This is a genomic window from Chryseobacterium sp. B21-037 (assembly GCF_028570785.1).
Lineage (GTDB): Bacteria > Bacteroidota > Bacteroidia > Flavobacteriales > Weeksellaceae > Chryseobacterium > Chryseobacterium proteolyticum.
Genome location: NZ_JALGCB010000001.1, coordinates 4,132,794 through 4,146,499, shown reverse-complemented (window position 1 = coordinate 4,146,499; position 13,706 = coordinate 4,132,794). Strand labels below are relative to the sequence as shown.

Below are 13,706 nucleotides of genomic sequence, written 5' to 3'. Positions count from 1 at the left end.
AGTTACATATTTTCTAGATTAAATAATAAAAAATACAATTATTTAAAAATTTAATAATACATCAGTAGCTTTAATTAGCATATTCATTAAATCTAATATTTATTCAAATAAAAAAATCCCACAGATTCTACTGATTTGAACAGACATTCTATTTGAAAGCTGCGTAATCCGTAAAACCTGTGGGAGGTAATATGTAAAAAGATCTACTTTTAATTCAAAACATAAGTAGTTCCATCTCTTCCATCTTTTAGCTCTATTCCTTCAGCAAGTAACTTATCCCTGATCTGGTCTGAAAGCTCAAAGTTTTTAGATTTTCTGGCTTGATTTCTTAATTCAATCAGAACCTGTAAGGTCTGATCAAGCTTTTCATTATTATTTTCTTCAATAGGCTGTAGGCCCAAAACATCAAAAATAAAAGCATGTAAAGTAGATTTTAAATCAGCAAGATCCTCAGTAGAAATAGTTTCTTTCCCATCATTCAAAGCAAAAATAAATTTCACCGCTTCAAACAAATGCGCGATCAGTATTGGTGAGTTAAAATCATCTGTCAGCGCGTCATAAGCCTTCTCCTTCCACTCTTTAAGATTGAAACCTGATTCTTTAATATCATCCGGCACAACAGAATTCAGCACTTTTACGGCTTCCATCAGCCTGATAAATCCTTTCTCACTGGCAATCATAGCATCATTAGAAATGTCCAGGACACTTCTGTAATGAGCCTGAAGGAAGCAAAATCGTACGATTGACGGGTGAAAAGGCTTCTCAAAGAAATCATTTTCACCGGAAACCAGCTGCATCGGCAGGATATAGTTTCCTGTTGATTTACTCATCCGCTGGCTGTTCATAGTTAACATATTGGCATGCATCCAGTAATTAACCGGAGCTACATAATTGCAGGCTTTACCTTGTGCAATCTCACATTCATGATGTGGGAACTTAAGATCCATTCCACCACCGTGAATATCAAATTTCTCACCGAGGTATTTAGTACTCATTGCAGTACATTCCAGGTGCCATCCCGGAAAGCCTTCTCCCCAAGGAGAATTCCATCTCATGATATGAGCAGGCGACGCTTTTTTCCAAAGTGCAAAATCCTGTGGGTTTTTCTTTTCCCCTTGCCCGTCCAGATCACGGGTATTAGCAAACAGTTCTTCTATATTACGTTTTGAAAGTTCCCCGTAATTCAATCCTCTTTTATTATACTCCAGAACATCGAAATAAACAGAACCATTACTTTCATATGCAAAACCTCTTTCAATTAACTTTTGAGTCAGCTCAATCTGCTCTACAATATGCCCGGTCGCCGTAGGCTCAATATTAGGAGGCAAAAGATTGAACATATCTAAAACTTTATGAAAATCCACAGTATATTTCTGTACGATCTCCATAGGCTCTAATTTTTCAAGACGGGTTTGCTTTACAAACCGGTCATTATCTACATTCCCATCATCAGTAAGGTGTCCCGCGTCTGTAATATTTCTAACATATCTTACTTTATACCCTAAATGCATTAAAGTACGGTAAATAAAATCGAAGGAAAGGAACGTTCTTACATTTCCTAAGTGTACATTGCTATAAACCGTCGGGCCACAAACATACATCCCAATGTTTCCTTCTAAAATAGGTTTGAAAATTTCTTTTTCAGCAGTTAGCGAATTATATATTTTTAATTGCATTGATTTTAAAATTAAAAGATTTAATGATTTATAATTTAGTTTAAAGTTTTAGTATTAAAAGATTGTGACCTTTTAACAAAAGCATTTCTGGCAACAACAAATAATTGTGGTTACAAAAATTTTATCTGAAACTTTTTTAAATTTTATCATTATTAAATTGTTTTTAAATGGTGCTGCAAATGATCCATATAATCCTGAATCAGATACTCCAGCGTATACACTCTCTGCTCTGTCTTTGAAGTATCACAATTTTTATGCAAAACCTCATCCGGCATATTTTCAACAACATTCACGATCTGAAGATTGAGATATTTCCAAAGATTGATCACGTCAGCTATCGGAATATTTTGATAGTTCTGAGCTTTCACCCAAAAATTCTGATCGTACACTATATTTTCATTTTCCTTGTATTGGGTAACCACAAATCTCCTGATATTGGTTAGTGCACTATCACAAAGATGACCTAAAATTTCTTTTTTGGACCACTTATCAGCAGAAAATTTGTAACTCCATTCTTCTTCAGAAATCATCCCAAATCTTTTCATCTCCGACTCAACGGTATCTTTTAAAATCTGATAATCCATTTCGATTAATCCAAAGTCGTATGGCTTCCTACATAGTGCAGGAATTCCTGTCTGGTAATAGGATTAGTCCTGAATATTCCACTTAATTCTGCCGTAATCGTAGAACTTGCCGTATCTTTAATTCCTCTGCAGTTCACACAAAGATGTTTCGCATCAATGATACACGCTACATCTTTTGTTCCCAAAGCTTCTTTAAGGGCATTTACAATTTGCATTGTAAGTCTTTCCTGAACCTGAGGTCTCTTTGCATAATAGTCTACAATCCTGTTAATTTTTGAAAGACCAATTACCTCACCATTTGAAATATAGGCAACATGTGCCTTTCCAATGATTGGTAAAAAATGATGCTCACAGAACGAATATACTGTAATATCTTTTTCCACCAACATCTGGCGGTACTTATATTTATTGGAAAAAGTAGAAATTCCCGGTTTGTTTTCCGGAAGTAGTCCACCAAAAATTTCATTCACGTACATTTTTGCAACACGTTTGGGAGAATCTTTTAAGGAGTCATCCGTCATATCCATTCCCAAAGTTTCCATAATTTCCCCAAAAAGCTGGGTAATCTTTTCTATCTTTTCCTGTGGCGATTTATCAAAAGCATCTTCCCTTATAGGCGTATGTTCTTTTCCAGTGAAAATATCATCGTCGTTATCAGTAAAATCAACCATTTTTTATAATTTGCAACAAAAATACGGATAAAATCGATTCATTGATTTCAATTGAAACCAAAAACATTATCTTTCACCCTCTATTTTTATAAAATTTATGATTATTGTTGAAGAAGTACAGGATCAAGAACAAAAAAAAGAATTTCTGCAGTTTCCAGCTGTACTTTATCAGCACGATAAAAATTACATCAGACCTTTAGACAAAGATATCGAAGAAGTTTTCGATCCCAGTAAGAATAAATTTTTCAAAACCGGTGAGTGCCAAAGATTTTTGTTTAAAAATAAAAACAATCAGACTGTTGGAAAGGTCGCTGTTTTTATCAATACTTTCTACAAGCAGGATCAGCCAACCGGAGGATTAGGTTTTTTCGACTGCATTAATGATCAGGAAACAGCTAATTTTATTTTGATTATTGTAAAAACTGGCTGCACGAAAGAGGTATGGAGGCAATGGATGGACCTATTAATTTTGGAGAAAGAGATAAATTCTGGGGTCTCCTTTCAGATGGATTTTCACCTCCCTTATTTGGCATGAACTATAATTTTCCTTATTACAAAGATCTCTTTGAAAATTATGGATTCAGGTTATATTTTGAACAGCTCTGCTTTTCAAGACCTATTTTCGCGGACGTTTCACGGGTATTTAGGGTAATGCATGAAAAGCACCGCCGAAATCCGTCCATCTCTGCACAGCCTATGAAAAAAAATAATCTGGAAAAATTTGCAAAAGATTTCACGGAGGTTTATAATAGTGCCTGGGCAGCGCATGGAGAAGGAAAAAGACTGGAAGAAGGCAAGGTGCTGAAAATGTTCAAAACTATGAAACCTATTATCAACGAACATATTTCATGGTTCGTTTATGAAAATGAAAAGCCGATTGCCATGTGGATGAATATTCCGGACGTGAATCAATGGATCAGATACCTCAACGGAAAGTTCGGATGTATAGAAAAATTGAAGTTCCTTTGGTACAAAACATTCAAAAAAAATGAAAAAATGGTCGGATTGGTTTTCGGCGTTATTCCCGAATGGCAAAGGAAAGGAATCGATGGATATATGATCTGGGAAGGAACCCAGCATCTGAGAAAACATACAGATTTTAAAGTAACCGAGCTTCAATGGATCGGAGACTTTAATCCGAAAATGATAAAAATTGCAGAAACTCTCGATACTACTGTGACCAGAAAGTTAATTACCTATCGGTATCTTTTTGATAGGAACAAACCTTTTGAAAGGCATCCTATACTTTAGTTCTATTTCAGAACGTTTCCAGAAATGGAAACTGATGGCTTTTTTTAATGTATTAAACTCTGCTATAATCTCCTGAACATTTTTTTTGGAGATAAACAACAATCTACTTAGCATTTTTTTGCTAAAAGCCCATTCCATTCTATGAATATTTTTCAAAATTTTAAAAATCCAGATTTATTTTTTTCTTTATTTTTTTAAATAAATTACAAATACAGACCAGAATATCAAATTGTTACGTGTTTTAAATCTACATATAGTGAACATTTTATATGTTTGCAAAAACACAAATAAAATTTGATCACTGCATGAAAAATAATTTCCCCTATACATTTTAACAGATAAAATGTATTTCTAATGACTTTCCATTTTTAAAGGTTTATTCCCTTTAATTTTTTATGGACTTAATCCTTTTAATGATTCTGATTCAAAAATCAGGACCATCTAACCATTATACCCAAAAGTATATTTAAATCTACAACTATCGTAATAAAACATCCAATAATGAAAAAAAGTTTACTCACTGGCATTATTTTATTCACTCAGTTATATTTTGCACAGCAGGCCGCTAATCTTCAGGTTCAGGATACAAGAAATGTAAATCCACTTCCATCTGAATATAATCGTGAATTTAAAGCTGAATTTAAGGACAGAGCTATCATTGAAGCACCCGGCGCCGGAAAATTTTCAGGATTACTAACTATAGCTCCATGGTCAGGAAATTCAGGAAATAAAAATCACCAGATCAATTTTAATGATGGAGGTGTATTTTATAGAAATGCTCTCCCGAATGATCCCAAATGGAGCAAATGGGGCAAATTTCTTATCGAATCAAGTGAAGGTGCAGTAGCCATCGGAGGTCCAACAGACCCTAATATTGCTTTTAAAAACTATGGAAGAGCTCAATTTTACACCAATATCAACAGTGATGGTGTTCAGGTAAGAAGTACAGTACAAAATGTAAGTTCAGGAATGGACCTGATGTGGCTTGTATATGACCACTATCAATCTAATGATGTAGGATTGCTTACACTTTCTTCTCCCCATACACAAGGGGATTGGGCAAAATACGTGTTCACTGTACGAGCAAATGGTAAGGTCCTTATCGGAACTTCATGGAATAATACTGCACTCTCCGCCTGTAGTGACTGTAATGAATATCGCTTATTTGTAAAAGACGGAATAAAAACAGAAAAAGTAAAGATTGAAGTTCCTTCTACCAATGGATGGGCTGATTATGTCTTCGGGAAAGATTATCACCTTCGTTCGTTGGAAGAAGTCGAAAAACATATTGAACAAAAAGGGTATTTGCCCAATATTCCTTCCGCTGAAGAAGTTGTAAAAAACGGAATCAATGTGGGTGAGATGGACGCCAAGCTACTGGAAAAAATTGAAGAGCTGACACTATATTCTATTGAACAAAACAAACAATTAAAATTTCAATCTGAAAAAATAAAGCAACTAGAAAAACAATTAAAGTCTCTTTTTTCAGGAAAAATCAAGTAAATGCAACTTATGAAAAGAAAAATATTTTCCTTCTCTGCCTTACTTATGGGATTCTTTGGTTTTTCGCAAACTGAAGTTTATTTCAAATACGATGAGGCTGGAAACCAGCGATATCGTGGTACTAATAACACGAGTAAAAAGGCTTCAGATGAAACAAAGAAAGAAAGTCAGGAAACCAGAACCATAGCTCCGTTGCAGCAAAATCCAGCCATGGATGAAAAAACATTCTGGAAACAAATCAGGCTTTATCCGGTTCCTGTGAACGATATTCTTACTATAGACTGGACCAACGAAGCAGATGGTCTTATTGAATCTGTAGCACTATATCAACACAACACCATCAACTGGAAATTCCGGAAGCAAAACATGCCTGATCTTAATAAAGAGATTAAAATCAATATGTCCGGCTACGATTGGGGAGTATATATCCTTCAGTTTACCTTAAAAGACGGAAGAATCTTCAGCAGGAATGTTACAAAAAGGTAGTTGTTTAGACAAGAAAAATTAAGTATTACTTATTATTTTATCATCTATGAAATTTTTATACTCGTTTATTATTTCATTCTGCTCACTATTGGGCTTTTCACAAACAATTCTATATCAGCAGGAAAACGCCTCACGAACAGTACAGGACCCACAGGCCATACTACTGGCACAGGGATTCAAAGCAGCTGCGGATACCTCAAATCCATTTGTGGCACAGATTGGACCTGCTACAGAAAATCCGGGAGGAGGTCCAACAGATTCTAATGCAGGAGCAACCAATCCATACGGCACAACTGCCCCGGAAGGACAAAGCTTCAATGATACGAAAGGAAATATTGAAGTATCCGAGTCAGGTCAATTACAATTTACCCTGCCAATAGCTTTGCCTCCCGGGATAAAAAGTGTAGCCCCACAAGCTAATCTTATTTACTCCAGTGGTTCCGGAAATGGAATTGCGGGATATGGATGGAGTTTATCAGGAATCACCTCGATTTCAAGAACTGGAAGGAATATGGAAAAAGATGGTGAGATTAAAGGAGTTCAGTTAGATGAGTCGGATTATTACAGCTACAATGGACAAAGACTGATCTTAAAATCCGGGGAATACGGAAAAGATGGCTCAGAATATGTGACGGAAAAATACTCTAATATTAAAGTAAAATCAATAGGAACAATAACCGGGCAAGCATGGAAAGGACCATTATATTGGGTGATTACTTTTGAAGACGGATCTCAAGCCTGGTATGGAGCGACCACTTCAGGAAATAGTCCGGCAAGAACTCCGGTAGACTACAATATTGTAAAATGGAAAGATGCTCAAGGTAATTATATTAGCTATCAATATACTCAATCCAATAATGTAGCCATCATTTCAAATATACAATGGGGAGGAAATGAAAATAGTAATACCGCTCATTTTAATACTATTTCATTTAATTATGAAGCAAGACAATTGACAGAGACTTCTTATCTTAAGACACAGAGCTTTATCCAGTCTAATTTACTAAAAGACATTACCGTCCATACCAATGGTCTCTTATTTAAAAAATATAAGATTCTCAATGAGCTTAATAGTGATAATAAATATCAGCTGGTAAAGTCGATTACTGAGCAGAATGCTAAGCAAGAGTCTGCCAATCCTATACTTTTCACCTATGAAAATGCCACGGTGAAAGATTGGAAAGAATCCCGAATTTACGATGTGAATGGAGATAATAAAGGAATTAATGGAGATTTTGATGGGGATGGAAAAGTCGATGTATTAAGAAATGAAGGAACCAATATTATTTTATATAAAGATGTTTTTGGAAATAATACCAAAGTACCTGTTGGAAGTCTTGCTTACATGAATGCCCAAATCTGGTCATCAAGTACTTCTTTTACCATAAAAAATACACAAAACCAGTTATTAACACGACAAGGTTGGGTTACACTAGAGCAAAAAACAATTAATGGAACTCTAAAAAAAGATTTAATCATACGTGGGTATTCTGTGAACGATGATAATCAACTTATAGCAGAGTTTGAGAAAACTTTATCTGGAGACAAATATGATTATTCTTCATCCAATGATTACGAATATGCACCTTATCCTAATAACCCCTCCTATACTATAACTTTAAACAGCTCTCTAAACTCAACTCTTGAAGCAAGTAAAGAACTTGATCTTGACGGAGACAATCAGTCTGAACTGATCTTGAAAATTACAGATATGTATTGTAACGATGAGGTAACTAATAATCCGGATCAGGATCAAACATTTCCTATCATTGATAGGAAGTGTAATAATAATTCCAGAACGATGATTGTCTCTCTGTATGATGATATGCAAGTTTCTCATGCGGGAGGGGGAACAAAATCTTTATTTGAGTCATTAGCCGGAGATTTCGATGGCGATGGTGTCCTTGAGTTTATTTCTTATAATGGGTCCATAGAGAGTTATAAAAAAGGGCAAAATGGCTTTACTGCAACAATAAGAAATATATCTCGCCTGGAAGGCGTTTTTGACAGGGCTATTGTAGGAGATTTTAATGGAGACGGAAAAGCGGATTTAATGATTCCTCAAGCAGACAAATCATCTCATTGGAACTTATATATTTCCAATGGAGTGGGTTTTATAAAAGAAGTAAAAAATAACCTGGCCTATTTTACCTTGAATTACGAAACGAGTAAGGAGGGAGTGCATAATACGTTTTTCGAATCAGGGTGTAGGTATGCCACGTTTACGGGGCAACTTTTTGCTGCTGATGATTTAGACGGAGACGGAAGATCAGAATTCATTGCAACTACTGTTTCTTTTGTTGATCATAGTTGGAACAATCATTTTAACTGGGAAAATACCAGCGTTTCCTCAAAAGTTTTTACTACAGCAAATTCTAATGGAGTACCTATCGTATTCACTCAACATGGGCCGACAAAGAATTTTTATTTTAATCAGGTTGTCGTTCCTTTTGCAACAACAACGATGTATAGAGATGGAAAGAAAGTCATTATTCTTGGGAAACCTCAAAACTGTGGCAAAACCGATTGTGAAAGGTTTATTTTTCTTGAAGCTAATGGCTTTAGAGATACCGGCACTTACTCAAGAATTTCTTCCATTGTGCAAGGAGATCTAAGTACAAATATAGAATACAAGGAACTGAACCCCTCTACCAATCCCAATCTTTATACTTCAGTAAAAAAAGAAGAATACCCTTATATTGAGGTAAATAAATTTTCTGGATTGTATGCAGTATCACAACTACTTCAGACCACCAATAACGGAGTCCGTAAACAAGATTTCCGTTATAGAGGATTTGTAAGTCATTTGCAGGGTCGGGGAAGTATTGGCTTCCGCCAGACCGCCCGTTCTTCGTGGTATGCAGATGGGTTTGAAGCTACCAAAATCTGGTCCGGAGTAGAGATCGATCCATTGAATGAGGGCGTTCCCGTAAAAGAATGGTCTATCCGTACCAATAACGAAAATTTGATCTTCCCCGCCAACATCTCTGAAAACAATACCCAGCTTTTAAGCTTTAAATCAACCATTTACGAAAGACAACAACTGGTAGACGGACAGGTTACAACCAATATTACGGAGGCAAACCGGCATAAGGTAGTGGTAGCCATTATACCTACGACTAATAAAATCAAGGATTTTTTAACCAATACCCTTACAGCAAGCACGATTATCTATGGAGATTATTATCTTCCTGCAAAAAGGGAAACCAGAATCAACAATAACTTTGCTATAACTACTTCAACCTTTGACTATTTCCATAATCCATCAGGAACAGGAACCAATTATTACATTGGTCGTCCGAAAATTAAAGAGGATGTTGTACAGGCTTATGGGGATACCAAAAGAACCAAAGAAGAATATACCTATGAAAATAACCTGTTAAAAACACAGATCACCTGGAACAGAAATAATACCGAATCTATAACAGAAACCTATAACTATGATGCCTTCGGAAATATTACAAAAAGGGCAATAAGTAATAGTATAGATTCACGGATTCAGAATACGGAAAGCAGGTATGATCCTAAAGGCCGTTTTGTGGTAAAAAAAATGGACAATTTAGGTCTTGAAACCAATATTGTGTATAATGACTGGGGGCAGATTGAAAAGCAAACCGATCCATTAGGCAATACCTTAGAAAATAAATATGATGGATGGGGTAAACTCTTAACCTCCAAAACCAATCTGAACGGAATCACTTCTTATCAATATGAGAGAGATAGTAATACTAATATTACGATGACTCAAAATGATCCGGATGGGAATATAACTAAAAAGTATACCAATAAACAAGGCCAGGAATATAAGACTTCCACTAAAGCCTTTGGACAAGGAAGATATATTTCTAAAGAAACTCAATATGATATATTGGGTAGAAAAATCAAAGAAAGCGAACCCTATTTTGAAGGTCAATCAGCCAATCAGTGGAATAGTATTTCGTATGATGATACTGTATTTCCAGCTAAGATAACGGCGACCTCATTCAATGGCAAGAAAGCAGAGACTTCTGTTTCAGGGCTGACCACAACGGTCAAAGAATTGAATGGCTATGGAAGAACAACCACCAAAACAACAGATGCCTTAGGAAATGTAATTTCAAGTACTGATAAAGGAGGAACCATTCAATTTAGCTATAATGCTGCTGGTGAACAAATCAAAGCCCAATACGCTGAAAATATCGTCACGACAAAATATGACCCTTGGGGTAGAAAATCAGAATTTAATGATCCGTCGAATGGAATCTATAAATATGAATATAATGGTTCCGGACAACCTAAAAAGATTATTAGCCCCAAGGGAACGAAAGAATATACTTATAATAATCTAGGTCAGCTTATTTCCCAGAAAGAAATCTCTACAATGGACGGTGGGGAAGCCACTAACAAAAATATCACTTTCTCTTATGATGACAAAGGAAGGGTGATTTCAAAATCAGGAACCTCTAAAGGTCAGGCATACAATGCCAGCATAATTTATGATCCACAGGGAAGAGTTTTATCCTCATCGGAAAGCAGCAATGGAAAATACTTTATCCAAAAAGGAATTACCTACGATGATAAAGCAAGAGTGATTTCCTATGAAAAACAACTCTATTCTTCCGGGGTATTGACTAAAATACAGATAGAAAATTTCTACAGCAATTGGAATGGGGAACTGCTTCAGGTAAAAGACAAACGGACAGGTAAAACCCTGTGGCAGCTTCAGGAAACCAATGCCAAAGGTCAGGTTCTAAAAGCTATGCTGGGTGCAACCAACATCAATAACACCTATGCAGCTGATGGTTTCTTAAGCCAGGTCAATCACTCTTCCAAAGTAAAAGCAAGTATCTTACAGCTTTCCTACTCCTTTGATGCGATTAAAAATGAACTCAAGAGCAGAACCACCGGAGGAGACTTTAATATTATTGAATCCTTTGACTATGATGATAACAACAGACTTATTAACTGGACCAATCCAGTAACGGGGGTTAAACCTTCTGCCAATAGAAATGTCTATGATGTAAAGGGAAGAATCACCCAAAACGATCAGGTGGGAACAATTAAGTTTGAGAACAGCCAGAAGATCTATCAACCTACTGGTATGACATTGAATACTGCAGGAACACAAAACTATAACAATGACTTAATCCAGAGTATTTCTTATAACGAAAACAATGATCCGGTATTCATTGATGGAGAAAAAGGAGATGTGGCTTTCCAATATGGTTTAACCAGCATGAGGCAAAGGGTGAGTTATGGAGGTAACTTTAGCAATGATGGAGAAGGAAAGTTTACAAAATTCTATAGTGAAGATGGAAGCTATGAGGTGATCAAAGATAATACCACTGGAAAGGAAAAGCACATCCTGTATATTGGAGGAACACCTTATGATTCTAATATTGTATATTTGAAAGACTATACAGAGAGCAGTGGATCTTATAAATTTTTGCACAAAGATTATATCGGAAGTATTCTGGCGATTAGCGATGAGGCAGGAAATAAACTGGAACAAAGGCATTTTGACGCATGGGGTAACTTTACCCATCTTAAAATTGGGAATGGAGCTATTATTACCGATCAAAATGTAATTCGTAATTCATCACTCTTAATTGAAAGAGGCTACACCAGCCATGAGCATTTTACAGAAGTAGGAATCATTCATATGAACGGAAGGTTGTATGATCCTCTATTAAGAAGATTTTTAAATGCGGACGAGAATATACAGGACCCCACCAACACCCAGAATTATAATAAGTATGGATATGTATTGAATAATCCTTTAATGTTTAATGATCCCAGTGGAGAAGAATTGGTCACATTATTAGGGATTTCAATGTTTGCAATATGGAAAGCTGTATTTATAGGAGCTGCTGTAGGGCTGGTATCTTATAAATTGACACTGGGACTCACAGGAAATATAGATAAATGGAGTTTTGGGGGAGCCTTAAAATCGATGTTCTTTGGCGCGGTCGGGGGTGCTGCTACCTTTGGGATAGGAACTATTTTTTCCGCCGCCGCGAAAACCTTTGGTAATGCAGTATTACAAGCCGGGGCTCATGGCCTCTCACAAGGAGTATTGGGAATGGTGCAGAATAATGGCAGTGGGTTTCTTCAGGCTTTTGCTTCAGGAGCTCTGGGAAGTTTAGGGGCAGCAGGTTTTCAGAAACTTGTAGGCGATGCTGCCAACAGTACCGTGGGTACGATTGCTTTTGGAGCCTTAGCAGGAGGGATTGGATCAGAACTCACAGGAGGAAACTTCTGGCAAGGAGCCGTTATAGGTGGTATTGTTGCTGGATTGAATCATGCGATGCATAGGATTGGAACTAAATCCATTGCTGAAAAGGAACTAAATGCAGTCGGAGTAAAGGACGTAAATGCAACAGCACCTAACACGCAGGAAAGCCTTGATACGGTTCTTAGTACAGACACATTATCTTCTATGCATAAAAAATCCGGAAATGTTCCTATCGGATATGGGACTACGGATCTTGGCAATGAAGCTGAAACAACACCAAATGCAAGTTCAAGAAGAGCTGTAAGTATTGTTTTAAATAAAAATTCGACATTTTCATACTTCAAACTTTATCAAACCGTTGGACATGAACTTACTCATGCTATTGATTTTATTTCAGGAGCAGCTGTAAGACAGTATGGTATTTATATGAAACGTTTTTCGAACAATCCAGAACGTTCAATGGAAAGGTATAACAATTGGAAAGAATATCGGGCATATGGTTGGGAAATGCGCTATGCAAAAGATTGGTGGTCATCACAACAATACAACAAATATAAATCATTATTAGGATTATGAAAAGAATAGTTTTTTTAATTACTACATTATTTTATGAATTTCTTTTTCCTCAAAATATTGATCTAAAATTGAGTGATAATTTGCAATACATAAATATTACTCTGAAATCAGGCAATAATCTTGAAATCAGGAAGGATATAGAATATGCCAATAATACATTTTATCAGGTCAAAAAATCAGGGATAAGGGAGAAAAAATTAACATTGTTTTTATATGATGAAAAAAATAATTTCATTGAAAGCGGAATTGCTAATAAAATAGGAAATATTAGATTTGAATCTATTGAACAATCTGAAGCGTATTGGAAAGAAAAAGAAATACTTGAAAAGGCACGTTTAGACCTAAGTCAAATCAATATAAATATTTCTAAATCTAAAGGCGTTTTATTGGAATTTCCATTTCGGGTCTATGCTGATATGGAATCTCTTTTCAAAGATTATCCATGTACATTATTAAATTGTTGGTATGAGTTTTATTCTTTAGAAAGAGGAAAAAAGTATAAAATGCAAGTTCAGTTAAAAATAAAATCTAAAATATATAAATCTAATATGGTAGAATTTGTATATTAAAAAATAACTCCTCATTACCGAACGAAATGAAAATCAACGAAGTCAATTCTTTTGTATGGTTAAAGAAAAAAGAGGTTAGATAATAACCCTAGATAAAGATAAAACTCTTACACCCCACTACCGCAAGAATCTTTCGTGTAGTGGGTAATAACAGAAACTTGTAGGCGATGCTGCCA

General features: G+C 35.8%; 9 protein-coding genes. 6 read left to right on the top strand and 3 right to left on the bottom strand.

All coding sequences use genetic code 11. The features are described 5' to 3' along the window. Positions 1–209: 209 nt before the first annotated feature. From cysS to folE, 3 genes are all read right to left on the bottom strand, one after another. Positions 210–1,676: a cysteine--tRNA ligase gene (gene cysS, locus MTQ00_RS18535; protein ID WP_273650589.1), complete on the bottom strand. Its 1,467-nt coding sequence runs from the start codon at positions 1,674–1,676 to the stop codon at positions 210–212. Positions 1,677–1,828: 152 nt separating this feature from the next. Beyond that, positions 1,829–2,260, bottom strand: coding sequence for a DinB family protein (locus MTQ00_RS18530; protein WP_273650588.1), 432 nt, complete (start codon positions 2,258–2,260; stop codon positions 1,829–1,831). Positions 2,261–2,265: 5 nt separating this feature from the next. Continuing rightward, a complete protein-coding gene (folE, locus tag MTQ00_RS18525) occupies positions 2,266–2,931 on the bottom strand; it encodes a GTP cyclohydrolase I FolE (RefSeq protein WP_172284379.1) in 666 nt (221 codons plus the stop codon). A gap of 97 nt (positions 2,932–3,028) precedes the next feature. On the opposite strand from folE, the gene MTQ00_RS18520 reads away from it, so the two are divergent. The 6 genes from MTQ00_RS18520 (at position 3,029) to MTQ00_RS18495 (ending at position 13,530) form a co-directional block, all read left to right on the top strand. After that, on the top strand, positions 3,029–3,466 hold the full coding sequence (locus tag MTQ00_RS18520) for a hypothetical protein (RefSeq protein ID WP_273650587.1): 438 nt from the start codon (positions 3,029–3,031) through the stop codon (positions 3,464–3,466). Next, positions 3,463–4,182 carry a hypothetical protein gene (locus tag MTQ00_RS18515; RefSeq protein ID WP_273650586.1) on the top strand — a complete coding sequence of 240 codons (720 nt, stop codon included), beginning with the start codon at positions 3,463–3,465 and terminating at the stop codon, positions 4,180–4,182. The genes MTQ00_RS18520 and MTQ00_RS18515 overlap by 4 nt, the downstream gene beginning before the upstream one ends. A gap of 501 nt (positions 4,183–4,683) precedes the next feature. Beyond that, on the top strand, positions 4,684–5,685 hold the full coding sequence (locus tag MTQ00_RS18510; protein ID WP_273650585.1) for a cell wall anchor protein: 1,002 nt from the start codon (positions 4,684–4,686) through the stop codon (positions 5,683–5,685). Between the two features lie 9 nt (positions 5,686–5,694). Then, the gene (locus MTQ00_RS18505; RefSeq protein WP_273650584.1) at positions 5,695–6,171 is read left to right on the top strand and encodes a hypothetical protein; all 477 of its coding nucleotides are present in this window, start codon (positions 5,695–5,697) and stop codon (positions 6,169–6,171) included. Between the two features lie 46 nt (positions 6,172–6,217). Next, entirely contained in the window at positions 6,218–12,961 is a 6,744-nt protein-coding gene (locus tag MTQ00_RS18500) for an RHS repeat-associated core domain-containing protein (RefSeq protein ID WP_273650583.1), read from the top strand. Beyond that, positions 12,958–13,530, top strand: a complete 573-nt coding sequence (locus MTQ00_RS18495; protein ID WP_273650582.1) for a hypothetical protein — start codon at positions 12,958–12,960, stop codon at positions 13,528–13,530. The genes MTQ00_RS18500 and MTQ00_RS18495 overlap by 4 nt, the downstream gene beginning before the upstream one ends. Positions 13,531–13,706: the final 176 nt, after the last annotated feature.